The organism is Neisseria mucosa (genome assembly GCA_003028315.1).
GTDB lineage: Bacteria > Pseudomonadota > Gammaproteobacteria > Burkholderiales > Neisseriaceae > Neisseria > Neisseria mucosa.
The window spans coordinates 2,377,031-2,392,465 of record CP028150.1; the positions used below are offsets into that span (position 1 = coordinate 2,377,031).

Annotated in this window: 14 protein-coding genes and 3 pseudogenes; 8 read left to right on the forward strand and 9 right to left on the reverse strand. The window is 50.0% G+C overall.

Features of this window, described 5'->3' with window-relative positions; all coding sequences use genetic code 11:
* Position 1: 1 nt before the first annotated feature.
* Together NM96_12030 and NM96_12035 are read right to left on the reverse strand one after the other, a co-directional pair.
* On the reverse strand, positions 2-979 hold the full coding sequence (locus NM96_12030; GenBank protein ID AVR79947.1) for an IS30 family transposase: 978 nt from the start codon (positions 977-979) through the stop codon (positions 2-4).
* A 179-nt stretch (positions 980-1,158) separates the two neighbouring features.
* Positions 1,159-2,232, reverse strand: coding sequence for a hypothetical protein (locus NM96_12035; GenBank protein ID AVR79948.1), 1,074 nt, complete (start codon positions 2,230-2,232; stop codon positions 1,159-1,161).
* A 142-nt stretch (positions 2,233-2,374) separates the two neighbouring features.
* On the opposite strand from NM96_12035, the pseudogene NM96_12040 reads away from it, so the two are divergent.
* The 3 genes and pseudogenes from NM96_12040 to pyk all read left to right on the forward strand — a co-directional run bounded on the left by NM96_12040 (position 2,375) and on the right by pyk (position 5,140).
* Positions 2,375-2,767: pseudogene (locus NM96_12040) on the forward strand (IS5/IS1182 family transposase).
* Between the two features lie 349 nt (positions 2,768-3,116).
* The gene (locus NM96_12045; protein ID AVR79949.1) at positions 3,117-3,308 is read left to right on the forward strand and encodes a hypothetical protein; all 192 of its coding nucleotides are present in this window, start codon (positions 3,117-3,119) and stop codon (positions 3,306-3,308) included.
* Between the two features lie 359 nt (positions 3,309-3,667).
* Entirely contained in the window at positions 3,668-5,140 is a 1,473-nt protein-coding gene (gene pyk / locus NM96_12050; GenBank protein AVR79950.1) for a pyruvate kinase, read from the forward strand.
* Positions 5,141-5,198: 58 nt separating this feature from the next.
* Here pyk and NM96_12055 read toward each other — a convergent pair whose 3' ends face one another.
* The 4 genes from NM96_12055 to NM96_12070 all read right to left on the reverse strand — a co-directional run bounded on the left by NM96_12055 (position 5,199) and on the right by NM96_12070 (position 8,250).
* Positions 5,199-6,164, reverse strand: coding sequence for an IS30 family transposase (locus NM96_12055; GenBank protein AVR79951.1), 966 nt, complete (start codon positions 6,162-6,164; stop codon positions 5,199-5,201).
* A 141-nt stretch (positions 6,165-6,305) separates the two neighbouring features.
* Complete coding sequence (locus NM96_12060) at positions 6,306-7,103, reverse strand: hypothetical protein (GenBank protein ID AVR79952.1); 798 nt, start codon at positions 7,101-7,103, stop codon at positions 6,306-6,308.
* A gap of 2 nt (positions 7,104-7,105) precedes the next feature.
* Positions 7,106-7,564 carry a transposase gene (locus NM96_12065; GenBank protein AVR79953.1) on the reverse strand — a complete coding sequence of 153 codons (459 nt, stop codon included), beginning with the start codon at positions 7,562-7,564 and terminating at the stop codon, positions 7,106-7,108.
* 47 nt (positions 7,565-7,611) lie between these two features.
* A complete protein-coding gene (locus NM96_12070) occupies positions 7,612-8,250 on the reverse strand; it encodes a hypothetical protein (protein AVR79954.1) in 639 nt (212 codons plus the stop codon).
* Between the two features lie 221 nt (positions 8,251-8,471).
* Between NM96_12070 and NM96_12075 the strand changes: the two genes are divergently transcribed.
* The gene (locus NM96_12075; GenBank protein AVR79955.1) at positions 8,472-8,999 is read left to right on the forward strand and encodes a hypothetical protein; all 528 of its coding nucleotides are present in this window, start codon (positions 8,472-8,474) and stop codon (positions 8,997-8,999) included.
* A gap of 226 nt (positions 9,000-9,225) precedes the next feature.
* Entirely contained in the window at positions 9,226-10,233 is a 1,008-nt protein-coding gene (locus NM96_12080) for an IS5/IS1182 family transposase (GenBank protein AVR79956.1), read from the forward strand.
* A 237-nt stretch (positions 10,234-10,470) separates the two neighbouring features.
* Here NM96_12080 and NM96_12085 read toward each other — a convergent pair whose 3' ends face one another.
* From NM96_12085 to NM96_12095, 3 genes are all read right to left on the reverse strand, one after another.
* Positions 10,471-11,163 carry a hypothetical protein gene (locus tag NM96_12085; protein ID AVR79957.1) on the reverse strand — a complete coding sequence of 231 codons (693 nt, stop codon included), beginning with the start codon at positions 11,161-11,163 and terminating at the stop codon, positions 10,471-10,473.
* A 179-nt stretch (positions 11,164-11,342) separates the two neighbouring features.
* Positions 11,343-12,590 (reverse strand): beta-ketoacyl-[acyl-carrier-protein] synthase II, encoded by a 1,248-nt coding sequence (fabF, locus tag NM96_12090; GenBank protein AVR79958.1) that lies wholly within the window; start codon positions 12,588-12,590, stop codon positions 11,343-11,345.
* Positions 12,591-12,765: 175 nt separating this feature from the next.
* Complete coding sequence (locus NM96_12095) at positions 12,766-13,002, reverse strand: acyl carrier protein (protein AVR79959.1); 237 nt, start codon at positions 13,000-13,002, stop codon at positions 12,766-12,768.
* 346 nt (positions 13,003-13,348) lie between these two features.
* Between NM96_12095 and NM96_12100 the strand changes: the two are divergent.
* The 3 genes and pseudogenes from NM96_12100 (at position 13,349) to NM96_12110 (ending at position 15,389) form a co-directional block, all read left to right on the forward strand.
* Positions 13,349-13,437 (forward strand): annotated as a pseudogene (locus NM96_12100) (superoxide dismutase).
* 267 nt (positions 13,438-13,704) lie between these two features.
* A pseudogene (locus NM96_12105) lies at positions 13,705-13,803 on the forward strand (superoxide dismutase).
* 134 nt (positions 13,804-13,937) lie between these two features.
* Complete coding sequence (locus NM96_12110) at positions 13,938-15,389, forward strand: TIGR00341 family protein (GenBank protein AVR79960.1); 1,452 nt, start codon at positions 13,938-13,940, stop codon at positions 15,387-15,389.
* Positions 15,390-15,435 lie beyond the last annotated feature (46 nt).

Genomic DNA, 15,435 nt, shown 5'->3' on the forward strand with positions numbered 1-15,435 from the left:
TTCAAGTGCAACACCAGGGTACCGGTGGTTGGAACAGATTCAAGAATAAAACACTTGGCGTTTCGTAGCCAAGTGTTTTTCTTGGCCGGTGGTTCAACTCATCTTGAACCCTGCGTATCTCCCGATTGCTGATATTTCGGAAATCGGTCTGTTTGGGGAAATATTGTCGGATGAGTCCGTTGGTGTTCTCATTCAGCCCTTTCTCCCAAGAATGGTAGGGGCGGCAAAAATAGGTTTTCGCTGCTAATGCTTTGGCTATTTTGGTGTGCTGGTAGAACTCTTTGCCGTTGTCCATGGTGATGGTGTGCACTCTGGCTTTATGTGCCTTTAATACCCTAATGGCCGCCCGGGCAGTGTCTTCGGCTTTTAAGTTCTTTAATTTGCAGATGATGGTGTAGCGGGTAGTGCGTTCGACCAAGGTCAATAACGCGCTTTTCTGATTTTTGCCGACGATGGTGTCGGCCTCCCAATCGCCGATGCGGGTTTTCTGGTCGACGATAGCAGGTCGGTTTTCTATGCCGACGCGGTCGGGCACTTTGCCTCTGGTCCATGTGCTGCCGTAGCGTTTGCGGTAGGGTTTGCTGCATATTCTGAGATGTTGCCACAAAGTGCCGCCGTTGCTTTTGTCTTGGCGGAGGTAGCGGTAAACGGTGCTGTGATGGAGTGTGATCCCGTGGTGTTTGCGCAGGTAGGCGCATATTTGTTCGGGACTGAGTTTGCGGCGGATAAGGGTGTCGATGTGTTGAACCAGCTGCGAATCAAGCTTATAGGGTTTTCGCCGGTGCTGTTTGGTCAGCCGGCTTTGCCGTTGGGCTTTATCGGCGCTGTATTGCTGTCCTTGGATGCAGTGCCGCTTGATTTCGCGGCTGATGGTGCTTTTGTGGCGGTTAAGATGTTTGGCGATTTCGGTGACGGTGCAGTGGCGGAACAGGTATTGGATATGGTATCGTTCGTCTTGGGTCAGTTGTGTGTAGCTCATGGCAATCTTTCTTGCAGGAAAGGCCGTATGCTACCGCATACTGGCCTTTTTCTATTATGGAAAGTTGCACTTTAAATGCGAATCCGCCCTCATATTATTGAAAAGGCCTCAAAACGGCAATTCGGCAGTACTAGAACAGCCAGACTCATAGTGAATTATCTAACATTGCCATTCCCTGCCTACCCGCGCAACCTTCCCCTGCCCAAACGGTAAGGCAAAATCTGCTCGGCGCATTCTGCCGGTTGCCGATATTCACCGTTATCATAAATTTCGAAATGCCAACGTGCTTCAGTTTCAGTAAAATCAGTCAGTATCACACTACCTGGATGATAACGGCACTTACCAATTGAAATCATGCCTTCTCCGATACTGTCCCGACCATCAGGCAGAGAATTAAATTCAGCAACAATCGCAGTCAACCTGTTTTCTGTATCGGTACGCAGCTCGCGAACATCTATTCCATTAGAAGGAGGCAAGACAGGTAAATCCAATGCCACACCGTTTGGACTGCCGTCTACATTTTCGCTCCAGCTGTCACTACCATCATAATAGTGATAAATATTGACTGAGTCTGCCGAATCCTGCTCCTGCCACACATCATCATCAGATTTCGGTCTGGGCGAATCCAATAAACGGATAATGCCTTGTGGCGTTCGGATAATACTTTGATCGGATTCCGTACGACAATGCGTCAATTCGAAATCCTCCGGCCTTATTCCTATGCCACCCTTGGCACGCCGTTCAAAATAGAAATCCCCATCGGACAGACACGGCTTCCCTTGCCAACTGAACGTGCGCTTATTGCGTAGTACACGCCCGTATTCTGCCGGGATGGATACCCAATCATATACTTGCGGCAAACTCAACACCGTCAGAGGAAAATCGTTCCAATAAAATTTTTGTATCGGGCTAGACACACCTAACCTCTCGCCACTTTCAACAGCAACAGTTATACGGGCATCTGCAGGCAGGTCTTCAATACCTGCCAAATATGGCCAATCTACTCCCTTGACAGGCCTTTCTATTGTCCAAATACTCCTCCATTGCAGCATATTAATGACAGACATTGCAAGCAGAGTACCGATAATAAAGCAGAATAAGGCTATCGAACCGGCACGAAGGCAACGGCGTGCAACAACGGGATTGCGACGTAGTCCGAACCACCCAAAAATTAAAGCGCCACAGCAAATTACCAAAAACGGTATCCACCAAATGCCATAAATATCGGTCAAAACATAAGGCAGGTTGATCATATTTTTTATCTAATTTAACTTAAAAAGTTACTGAATTATAACAAGAACAAGGATAAGATACGCAAATTTCATTTTTTTCAACCACCAACTCACAAACGGCTCTGGTAAGTGGCAATTCCCTATTTAGCTTGTCCGATATAGCCTGAGTACCTTCTTTCAGCAAACCGCACAAGCCATGATTGCCAAACACATCGACCGCTTCCCATTATTGAAGTTGGAGCAAGTGATTGATTGGCAACTGATCGAACAATACCTGAATCGTCAAAGAACCCGTTACCTTAGAGACCACCGCGGCCGTCCCGCCTATCCCCTGTTGTCCATGTTCAAAGCCGTCCTGCCCGGACAATGGCACAGCCTCTCCGATCCCGAACTCGAACACAGCCTCATCACCCGCATCGATTTCAACCTGTTTTGCCGTTTTGACGAACTGAGCATCCCCGATTACAGCACCTTATGCCGCTACCGCTACCGGCTGGCGCAAGACGACACCCTGTCCGAATTGCTCAAACTGATTAACTGCCAACTGGCCGAAAAAAAAACCTAAAAGTAGAGAAAGCATCCGCCCGTTGACGCCACCATTATTCAGATCGTCGCAGCAAACAACGTCAAATTGAAAGCCAACTGGCTAAGTGTGTCTGTTGCTGCCTAAAAGGCAATCCGGAGAGTTATTAAAATTTTATGCTCAATACCATTTTGAAAATGAAGAACCTCCCTGATTTCTCCTACTTTTTTCAATATCAGAAAGGCTTTATAATCAATTGAAAATTTTTTAGCGTATTTTTATGCGTCAGATTTCGTTAACAGACTATTTTGCAAAGGTCTCCGTTTTAGGTTTAACAGTATTTCAAACGTACAAGGCTGCCTGAAAACCAGTTTCAGACGACCTGAGACCTTTGCAAAAAGCCCTTCTCCCGACAGCTGAAACCCAAACACAGGTCTTTGGCTATTTCCGTTACAAATATCCACTTATTCTACCCAAATACCCTCTTAATCCTCCTCGGACACCCGATAATCATTCATCTGGGTCGTCTTTTGGGCAGCAACAGACACACTTAGCCAGTTGGCTTTCAATTTGACGTTGTTTGCTGCGACGATCTGAATAATGGTGGCGTCAATGACGGTGGCGGATGCGTTCTCTACTTTATAGGCCTTTTTCGGTCAGTTGGCAGTTAATCAGTTTTTGCAATGATGTTTTTCCAGAATCTGTATAAGCCTGCCAAATTTAGCCTAAGTCATAAAATCCTGTAATTTTCCACCAATCATTTAACTTTGAGAGTAAAATCCCAAAATATTAATTTGCATCATGATTTACGGCTTGGATGTCTCGACGTAAGTTTTAGATTTACAGTTTCAGACGACGTTAGGACGCTATTTTGTAATTTTCCAACAAAGCCGTATGCCATTTATCAACGGATTGACCGAAAGGACGCTTCACATGAGTAATGCAAAACGCGATGTAACCCGCATCAGCCACAACACCAAAATCGTCGCTACGTTGGGGCCGGGCAGCAACAATGTCCAGTTGTTGGAAGACATGATCCGTGTAGGCGGTCTGAATGTCGTCCGTTTCAACTTCAGCCACGGCACGCCTGAATTCCATCAGGAAAACGCCCGCATCGTGCGTGAAGCAGCAAAACGCGCAGGACAGGAAATCGCCATCCTCGCCGACTTGCAAGGTCCAAAAATCCGCGTCGGCAAAATCGCCGGCGGCAGCATCGAATTGAACAAAGGCGAAACGCTGGTTCTTGATGCCGCACTCGAAGGCGAAGGCACGCGCGACGCGGTCGGTTTGGACTACCGCGACCTGCCTAATGATGTCGTTGCAGGCGATGTTTTGTGGTTGGACGACGGTTTGCTGACTTTGACCGTGGAATCCGTTGAAGGCAGTAAGATTGTTACTAAAGTTGAAAATAGCCATGTGTTGAAAAGCAACAAAGGCATCAATAAACGCGGCGGCGGTTTGTCCGCAGGCGCGTTGACCGAGAAAGACTTCCGCGACCTGAAAACCGCGATTGCCATCGGTTGCGACTACCTCGCCATCAGCTTTGTGAAATCCGCCGAAGATTTGCACACTGCCCGCGCCAAAGTCGAAGAAGAAATGAAAGGCAGCACTGCGGTTCGCCCCGGCTTGGTTTCCAAAATCGAACGTGTGGAAGCGATTGAAAACTTGGACGAAATCATCCTCGCCAGCGACGGTATCATGGTGGCGCGCGGCGACTTGGCGGTCGAAGTCGGACACGCAGCCGTCCCCGCCCTGCAAAAACGCATGATCCGCCGTGCACGCGAATTGCGCCGCTTCAGCATTACGGCAACCCAAATGATGGAATCCATGATCACCAACCCCGTCCCGACCCGCGCGGAAGTCAGCGATGTGGCAAACGCGGTATTGGACGGCACCGATGCGGTGATGTGTTCCGCCGAAACTGCCGTCGGCGCGTATCCGTTTGAAACCGTCAGCCAAATGGCGATTATTTGTGCGGCTGCGGAAAAAGAACAAGATTCACTCAACGGCGTTGCCGAACAGGTCGATTATCCCGAAGCCGTCAGCACCAACTTGGCGATTGCCGGCGGCGCGGTCAGCGTGGCGCGCGCGGTTCACGCCAAAGCCATCGTCGCCCTGACCGAAAGCGGCTCAACCGCCTTCGAAATCAGCCGCCACAACATCACTTTGCCGATTTTCGCCCTGACTCCGAGCATTTCCGCCCAACGCCGTATGGCGATGTATCGCGGCGTGCGCCCGATGATTCTGGCGACCAGCACCGACCACGATACCGCGCTGAACGAAGTGGAAGCCATGTTGGTCGAACATAAAATCTTAAGCTCCGGCGACCAATACATCATCACCAGCGGTTCGCAAATGCGCGAATCCGGTTCGACCAATACGCTGGAAGTGCTGCGCGTTAAATAATCGACACGCAAACGGCAGATAAACAAGAGGTCCTTGGATTCGGATTTCAAGTGCAACACTAGGGTACCAGTGGTTGGAACAGATTTAAGAATAAAACACTTGGCGTTTCGTAGCCAAGTGTTTTTCTTGGCCGGTGGTTCAACTCATCTTGAACCCTGCGTATCTCCCGATTACTGATATTTCGGAAATCGGTCTGTTTGGGGAAATATTGTCGGATGAGTCCGTTGGTGTTCTCATTCAGCCCTTTCTCCCAAGAATGGTAAGGGCGGCAAAAATAGGTTTTCGCCTTCAATGCTTTGGCTATTTTGGTGTGTTGGTAGAACTCTTTGCCGTTATCCATGGTGATGGTGTGGACTCTGGCTTTATATGCCTTTAATATCCTAATGGCCGCCCGGGCAGTGTCTTCGGCTTTTAAGTTCTTTAATTTGCAGATAATGGTGTAGCGGGTAGTGCGTTCGACCAAGGTCAATAACGCGCTTTTCTGATTTTTGCCGACGATGGTGTCGGCCTCCCAATCGCCGATGCGGGTTTTCTGGTCGACGATAGCAGGTCGGTTTTCTATGCCGACGCGGTCGGGCACTTTGCCTCTGGTCCATGTGCTGCCGTAGCGTTTGCGGTAGGGTTTGCTGCATATTCTGAGATGTTGCCACAAAGTGCCGCCGTTGCTTTTGTCTTGGCGGAGGTAGCGGTAAACGGTGCTGTGATGGAGTGTGATCTCGTGGTGTTTATGCAGGTAGGCGCATACTTGTTCGGGACTGAGTTTGCGGCGGATAAGGGTGTCGATGTGTTGAATCAGCTGCGAATCGAGCTTATAGGGTTTTCGCCGGTGCTGTTTGGTCAGCCGGCTTTGCTTCTGTGCTTTTTCGGCGCTGTATTGCTGTCCTTGGATGCAGTGCCGCTTGATTTCGCGGCTGATGGTGCTTTTGTGGCGGTTAAGTTGTTTGGCGATTTCGGCGATGGTGCAGTAGCGGGACAGGTATTGGATATGGTATCGTTCGTCTTGGGTCAGTTGTGTGTAGCTCATGGCAATCTTTCTTGCAGGAAAGGCCGTATGCTACCGCATACTGGCCTTTTTCTGTTATGGAAAGTTGCACTTCAAATGCGAATCCGCCGTCGTCTGAAAACTGAACTGGCCCCCAAATCTTGGACACTCATAAAAGCCTATTCAGGCGCTCTGTGCAAGCTGGGTTCTGTATGCGACAGGACTCAGCTTTTTCAATTTCAAACTACAACGCTCCCGGTTGTAGTAATCCATATAGTCATCTATCTGCTTCATCAATTCATCTACCGTCAATTCACCTGCATTATAGAAACACTCCGTCTTCAACACCGCAAAGAAGCTTTCCATCGGCGCATTGTCCCAACAGTTCGCCTTTCGCGACATGCTTTGAACCATGGAATGCTCCGCAAGCAATTCCCTATACCCCGCCGTACGGTACAGCACACCTTGGTCCGAATGAAGCATCGTTCCTTTAGCAGTCAGACGGGGGGCGGCTTTTTCGAGCATTTCCTTCACCATTTCGCTGTTGGCATTGCGGCTCATGGCGTAGGCGACGATTTCCCGGTTGAACAGGTCCAATATCGGCGAGAGGTACAGTTTGCCGTCCTTCCCTTTGAGTTCGGTAACGTCGGTCAGCCATTTTTCGTTGGGCTTTCGGGCTTTGAACCGGCGTTTGAGGAGGTGTTCCGATATCTCGCCCATAGCGGGATGGCGGTAGGCTTTTTTCGCCCGTATGAGGGCTTTCAGTTCCAACTGCCTCATCAACCGCGCCGCTTTTTTGCGGTTCCAACCCAATGCGGCGGCAATGCGCCTTTGTCCGTAGCGTCCTTTATGCCGCCGGTAGGTTTCGACGAGGAGGGCTTTGTCGGCTGCGTCGGGGTCGGGTCGGTCTTGGTGGTGGTAGTAAAAGCTGCTTTTGGGCAGGTTTGCGATGTGCAGCAGGTATTTGAGCGGGTGTTGCACCCTCAGTGCTTGGACGGTTTGGCTTTGTCCTTTTCGGTCTGCTTTTGGCTGAGGGCTTTTAACTCCTTTAGGTAGGCGACCTCTGCGCGCATATAGCACAACTCTTCAATAAGCTCTGCCTGTGTTTTTTCTTGGTCGGGTTTATCTGCGATGAAGGGGTTTTTTCGATGTTGGGGCATGGTTTTGGATTGGGGATGTTCGAGTGCGCCGATACCGCCTTCTTGATAGGCGCGTATCCATCGTCTCAGGTGGGTTCGGGAAATGCCGTAGTGGTCTGCGGTACGCTGTTGGCTGCGTATATGCAGGTAGTGGAGTACGGCTTGGTATTTGAAGTGTAATGTATATTTGCTCATAAAAAAACTGCACCTTGTGAGTTGGAGGGGATGTCCAACTTTTGGGGTGCAGTTCAAACTTGGAAACGGGTTTTCAGACGACCTTTTCGCAATATGCCGTGTCGTCATGCGGAATGTGGGGCGATGGCTTGCCGGGGCGGGTTATTGCCTGATGCTCAATACAGCAGTTTTTTGCGGGGTATTTCAATTATACCGACCTGTTTCAGCAGGCTGACGTCCAAATCCGTCTGCGAGGTACAGGCATCGCCGAAAACGTTTTCACAGTCGGCGTCCACGCGGACGATTCCGCCGAATTCTCCTGATTTGGCAAGGGTGTGGATGTCGGCGAAAATACCTGCGTAAATTTCGTCTGCCGCCAGCATGTCCGCTCCTTCGGCAAATACCGGCAGCCGTGCCAGCGCGGCGGCGACAGCCGAAGCGGAAGGGTAGTCAGAAATAGCGGTGGCTTTCAGGCGGATGTTTTTCGCCATGCCTTTGCCGTGATTGCGGATAACGAAGGCAATCATGCCGGGTTTGTCTTCTACCGGGCGGATGGCGGCATGCAGGACGGGGTGGACGCTTTCACGCTGCATCAGTTTTTCCCGATGCTGCATTTCGCTTTTTGCCTTGATTCTGACCGAGGCGACAGCCCACGCAAGCCAAACCAGCGCGATGGCGGCAAATGCCGTGATGACAGGGGTAAGGTCGGCGAGATAGTCTTGGGGGTTAAACCAGACGCAGGCGGTTAGAAAACCGGCAAAAAACATCAAAATGTATAAAGCCGGTGCAAAACGGCTGAGGACGGATGCGTGCATAAAGATTCCTGTCGGTGGCAGAATAGGTCGTCTGAAACCGCTGTGCGGTATTGTCTTAAGACGATATGATTGTAACGTAAACCATATGGTTTAACACGCCCGAATAACGAACGGCATAATCGGAAGAGGGACGGCGACGCTATTGCCTCCCGCCGCCCGCTGCTTTACCATAAGCCGCTTTCGGTAAAAATGCCGCCACCACTTCCCATCACACAACTGCCATGAAAAAACTGATCACCTCGTTGCCTATTTTCATTGTCTTAGCCGACATGGTTTACGGCTTTGTCCTCAATATCTCGCAAGGGCTTAATTTGCAGCAAAGCACACCTTCTGACGGCGGGCTTGCCGTTACACCCGACATTGCGTTCAACAGCCTGCAAATTATTGCCAACGGCGGCATGATGGTTATTATCGGCTTCGGACTGCTGACTCTGCTCCAACTTAACGGTACGGTTTTAAAACGCCGTATCCTGCCCATCGGCATTTTCCGCACGTTGGGGCTGCTGGCGGTATTGGCATTCAGCGTGCCGTCGCTGTGGGAATGGGGCAATGCGCTGATTTCCGCTGCCGCAGGGCATCCCGTGTTCAATTTCGGCAACCCGCGCTATTTGGCCAGCGCATTTTGTATGCCGCTGATTGCCTTATTGTGTCTGAAGCGGCTGTACGATTGGTACAAACTGCACCGTTTGCCGCAAGCGGATACGGTCGTGCCTGCCGCAGCACAGGAACCGGATAGAAAGGTCGTCTGAAAATCCTTTTTCGGTTTTTCAGACGACCGGTTTTCATAGGTTTAGGGAGATAAAGAATATCGGAAAATAGCAAGGGAAAGATACTTAAACCTAATGATATATAACGTGAATTTGAGATAAGGCTCTCTTTGCCTGATGGCGGACTGTGCGTCGCAGACCCATCGAGACCTTTGCAAAATTCCCCAAAATCCCCTAAATTCCCATCAAGACATTTAGGGGATTTCTCATGAGCACCTTCTTCCGGCAAACCGCACAAGCCATGATTGCCAAACACATCGACCGCTTCCCACTATTGAAGTTGGATCAGGTGATTGATTGGCAACCGATCGAACAGTACCTGAATCGTCAAAGAACCCGTTACCTTAGAGACCACCGCGGCCGTCCCGCCTATCCCCTGTTGTCCATGTTCAAAGCCGTCCTGCTCGGACAATGGCACAGCCTCTCCGATCCCGAACTCGAACACAGCCTCATCACCCGCATCGATTTCAACCTGTTTTGCCGTTTTGACGAACTGAGCATCCCCGATTACAGCACCTTATGCCGCTACCGTAACTGGCTGGCGCAAGACGACACCCTGTCCGAATTGCTGGAACTGATTAACCGACAACTGACCGAAAAAAACCTAAAATTAGAGAAGGCATCCGCCGCCGTCGTTGACGCCACCATTATTCAGACCGCCGGCAGCAAACAGCGTCAGGCCATAGAAGTCGACGAGGAAGGACAAGTCAGCGGCCAAACCACACCGAGTAAGGATAAAGATGCCCGTTGGACAAAGAAAAACGGTTTATACAAACTCGGTTACAAACAACATACCCGTACCGATGAGGAAGGCTATATCGAGAAACTGCACATTACCCCCGCCAATACCCATGAGTGCAACCATCTGTCCCCTTTGTTGGAAGGCATTGCCGAAGGTACGACCGTCTATGCCGACAAAGGCTACGACAGTAAGGAAAACCGGCAACATCTGGAAGACCATCAGTTGTTAGACGGCATTATGCGCAAAGCCTGCCGCAACCGTCCGCTGACGGAAGCGCAAACCAAACGCAACCGATATTTGTCGAAGACCCGTTATGTGGTCGAACAAAGCTTCGGTACGCTGCACCGTAAATTCCGCTACGCCCGGGCAGCCTATTTTGGTCTGCTCAAAGTGAGTGCGCAAAGTCATCTGAAGGCGATGTGTTTAAACCTGTTGAAAGCGGCTAACAGGCTAAGTGTGCCTGTTGCCGCCTAAAAGGCGGCCCGGATACCTGATTGATCAGGTATCCAAGGTGAATTACGGGGATATTTGAGTAGAATCAGTGGATATTTGAAACAAAAACAGCCGAAAATCTTTATTTGGATCTCGGCTGTCGGAAGGAAAGGAATTTTGCAAAGGTCTCTCCTTACCTTTAATCTATGAAAAACTAAACTTATGCAGTTTCGTTATATAAAAGGCCGTCTGAAACTGGATTTCAGACGGCCTTTGCGATTATTTCACAAACCGTACATCTGCCATAAACGGCCGTGTAGCGGCTGGTTTGGCGGAATAGAAGCGGGAGAAAGTGCTGTCGATTTTGGTCTGTATCGGCTTACCGTCCAATGTTGTCGATGCTTCCAATTTCACACCACCGCCACTGGTTTCGCCCAATTTCATATTTGGCAACGTCAGTTTGGCAATATTGAGTTTCACATTTTCCACTTTGGTATCGGGAGACATCAGCTGCTTGCCGACCGGACGGATTTTTTCACCCTCATCATGAGGCGCGGCACCACCGTTGTCGTCAACTACGCCGATATTAATCAATCTGGCAGACGCCAAATCCATCTTGCCGTTTTTGACCGGAATGCCGACAAACAGTTTTACGCCGCGATGAATGAACGTATTGTCCCGCCACTGAGTTTGGCCTTCTTTCGGCGGTTTGGTTTCTGCCGCCACCGAATAAGTGCGGCCCATAATCATCAATTTATAACCTGGAATTTTTTTCGAACCTAATCCATCAGTGATATCTTCGACCAGTTGCGGCGCAGTCAGGGTTTCGTTTGCCAAAATACGGGCTGAAGTTTCTGCCAGATGGGCAGGCTTGCCGTCTATGGTCAATGCCTGTTCATGGCCGAAATCAGACGCAAATGCAGGCACGGCGGCCAGTGCAGCGGCCAATGCTAGAATACGGATGGTTTTCATTGCAGACTCCTTAAAAATGTAATTGGGTTGATTACCCAATAAAATCCGGGCGATATTGGTAGGAGTCAATATTTTTATATAAATGATACAGATTATCAAGAATATTTGTATTTCAAAATAAAAAAGGCCGTCTGAAACCGAGTTTCAGACGGCCTTTTCAATCTACTTAAAACCTTCTATCAGTCTTTGAAGCGTTTGAATACCAATGTGCCGTTGGTACCGCCAAAGCCGAAGGAATTGGAGATGGCAACGTCGATTTTCGCGTCACGCGCTTTGTTGGCACAGTAGTCCAGATCACAACCGGCTTCAACGTCTTGTTCAAAGATGTTGATGGTCGGTGGAGATTTTTGCTCGTGTACTGCCAACACGCTGTACAACGCTTCCACGCCGCCTGCCGCGCCGAGCAAGTGGCCGGTCATGGATTTGGTGGAGTTGACAATAACTTTACGGGCATGGTCGCCCAGCGCGCGTTTGAGCGCTTTGGTTTCGTTGGCATCGCCCAACGGAGTGGATGTACCGTGTGCGTTGACGTAATCGACGTCTTCGGGATTCAGTCCGGCATCTTTCAACGCGCGGGTAACCGCCAATGCAGGGCCTTCTTCGTTCGGAGCGGTGATGTGGTAGGCATCGGAACTCATGCCGAAACCGACGATTTCGGCGTAAATTTTCGCGCCGCGTTTTTTCGCGTGTTCCAATTCTTCCAACACCAGCACGCCCGCACCTTCTCCGATGACGAAACCGTCGCGGCCTTTGTCCCACGGACGGGAAGCGGTGACGGGATCGTCGTTGCGGGTGGAAAGGGCTTTCATGGCTGCGAAGCCGCCCACGCCCAAAGTGCTGATCGCGCCTTCGGCACCGCCTGCAATCATCACGTCGGCGTCGCCGTATTTAATCAGTCGGGCGGAGTCGCCGATGGAGTGTGCGCCGGTGGTACAGGCGGAAACCATGCCGTAGCTGGGGCCGCGGTAGCCTTTGAGGATGGTTACATGACCCGCAATCAGGTTAATCAGCGAACCAGGAATGAAGAAAGGATTGATTTTACGCGCGCCGCCTTCGATAACGGCTTTGCCGGTGGCTTCGATGCTGGGCAGACCGCCGATGCCGGAACCGATATTCACGCCGACACGGTCTTTGTCGAGGCTTTCCAATGCGTCCAAACCGGCATCGTTGATGGCTTGCAGCGCGGCGGCGATGCCGTAGTGGATGAACACGTCCATGCGGCGGGCTTCTTTGGCGCTGATGTATTGGCCGATGTCGAAATCGCGCACTTCGCCGGCGATTTGGCTGTTGATGTCGGATGCGTCAAAGCGGGTAATCCGGCCGATGCCGCTTTTGCCTGCGAGCAGGTTGCTCCATGCGGTGGCGACGTCGTTGCCGACCGGTGATACTTGGCCGAGGCCTGTGATGACTACTCTTCTCTGACTCATGATAATCTCGCTGTTGGTTTTCGGTAGGATGCGGCAAGATGCCGTCTGAAAATGATAATAGCGGTTCGGAATCGGATTCCTGGCGGCTATTATAACGGATTTTGCCCCACATATATAAGGTAACAGCCTCTATTGCGCTAACGCAGCAGAGGCTGGGGATGTTTGGTGCGGCCGATTAGCCGTTGTGGGCGTTGATGTAGTCGATAGCCAGTTGTACGGTAGTGATTTTTTCGGCTTCTTCATCGGGGATTTCGCAACCGAAAGCTTCTTCCAAAGCCATAACCAATTCTACGGTGTCCAAAGAATCTGCACCCAGGTCGTCTTGGAAGGAAGATTCATTTTTGACTTCGGCTTCGCTTACGCCCAGTTGTTCAGCAACAATTTTCTTAACTTGTTGTTCGATGTTTGACATATCAGTCGTTCCTTTTGCCTTGCGGCGGGTTGTTTAAGAGAAATAAATTCGTCGGTATTGTACCGAGTTCGGATAGAGTTTTCCATCTAAACCTGCATTCTAACACAGATTATTCTGGAAAAACCTGTTGTTGTGCATATTAGCATAGCCTGATTTTAACCTACAAGCGGGAATTTGTTTTTCTTTGGTATCAATAAGTTAATAAGCGGAAAGGTCGTCTGAAAACTGATTTTCCCGTTTCAGACGACCTTTTTATGAGATTAATGGGGGCTTGGAAGTTAATGAGTAGCGTGGGCCTCGTCCGCAAGCCTGTTGTCCACAATTTGAATTTAGCGGTTATTCTTGCATTTATATCGTGGGTAGAACCCACGCTACTCGTTGTTGCAACGGAACTTGTCCCTTCCCCCGTCCGGCGGGGGAAGGTTGGGATTGGGGTGGCTTTTGGAGTTTAGGTCAAATCAAATTCGTACAGTCCGCAGAGCCACCCTCTCCCCAGCCCTCTCACGCGAGACGGGAGAGGGGGCAGGTTGCAGGCAAAAATAAGGTCGTCTGAAAACTTTGGGATTTGGGTGTTAGGGAAACACGTTCACGTTCATTTTCAGACGACCTTTTATTCAATCAAGGCAGATTTGGGATAACCCAAGTAGCGTGGGCTTTGCCCACGAAATCCACCATCCAACAACTAAATCCGACAACAGTCACATAGACTTTCATTTTGGCATTCATCTCGTGGGTAAAGCCCACGTTACGGCTTGCTGTAACGGCAACTTTGCCCTTCCTTCATCTAACGGAGGAAATTTGCGTACGTATGCTAATATATTGCGAGAATTGTGCCTGTCAGATTTAGCCGTAATGGCAAGGCATTATTTCATTACTCAAAAATTCTCTATGAATTAGATATTTAAAATAAAATATTAAAATTTTAGGATACGCACATGCAAGATCAGGAAGAAAGTAAAAATCAGGAAATACAAGAAAAGCAGGAACAAGAAGACAAGGGTGCCATGACCAAGTTGCAAGATGTGTTCAATCTTGCGCATGACCAAGCTCATCCCGATAAGATCGATGCCACTATCCGTACCAATACTCGGGTGTCCGGAACGAATATGTGGGTATTGATGTTTGCCATTGCTGTGGCGAGTATCGGTCTAAATGTAAACAGCACGGCGGTAGTGATCGGAGCGATGTTGATTTCCCCGTTGATGGGGCCGATCGTCGGTATGGGTTACGGTTTGGCGGTGGGCGATACTGCGCTGATCCGCCAAGCGGTGCGCAATATTATGGTATTCGTCGCCATCAGTTTGGTTACTGCTACACTGTATTTTCTATTAACCCCGCTTAAAGAGGCGCAAAGCGAGCTTTTGGCGCGTACTCAGCCGACCCTTTGGGATGTGTTGATTGCCTTCTTCGGCGGTAGTGCGGGCATTGTGGCGCTGACCCGAAAAGAAGGAGGCAATGCCATACCGGGTGTGGCGATTGCGACCGCATTGATGCCGCCCCTGTGTACTGCGGGCTACGGACTGGCACATGGCAACTGGCAATATTTTTTCGGCGCTTCATATCTTTTTGCCATCAACTGCGTGTTCATAGCTTTTTCGACCTTGTTGTTTTCCAAACTGCTCAAGCTGCCGCGCAGGGGGTTGGTAACGGAATCCAAACGCCGGTTGCAAAGTATCATGATTACTGTTGTCGTGTTGGCTGTGATGATTCCGAGCGGCTATATGGCATCAGGACTGGTGCGCCAGGAACTGTTCAACACAAAAGCCAATGCCGCGATCACCGCCGCGCAGCAGCAGGAAAGTTTTTTTGTTCTTCGTAAGGTATTGAACTACAAGGAAAATAAAGTCGGTCTGATTGTCAACGGAACGGGTAATGCCGAGAAAATCATCGCCCTGTTGGAAAAAAGCCTTAATGCGTCGGGGGTAAAAGAGCCGGAGGTGAACGTGGTTTATGCGGGAGGGGATGGTGCCAAAATCGAAGAATTGCTGGCAAGCCGAAACAATCCGGTTCAGCAGCAAAATGAACTGAAAGAGCAGCAGGCCTATATCGATACCGTGCTTGCGGGCAAAACTGCCGATACCGCCGGTGCTGACGATGCAGCGGTACTCAAGGAATTAAAAGCCCAATATCCGGAAGCGGAAAAAATCGTTGTCGGACGCGGCTTGGTTTGGGAGAAAGCGCAAACAGAGCCTGTTTCCGAGCAGCCTGAAAGCGGCAAAAATACTAAATCGAAAACAGGCGAACATGACGATATTGTCGTGGTTTCGCTCGAATTTAAGGAGTCTTTGCCTGCCAAAGACCGCGAACGCTTACAGGCGTGGTTGAACCAGCGTTATGAGGGTAAGGCCGTGCGCATGTTTGTGAACACTCAAGTTTCAGACATATAACCCGTTTCACGAATACTCCGCCTGTCGGCTTTATCCGTTTTCAGGA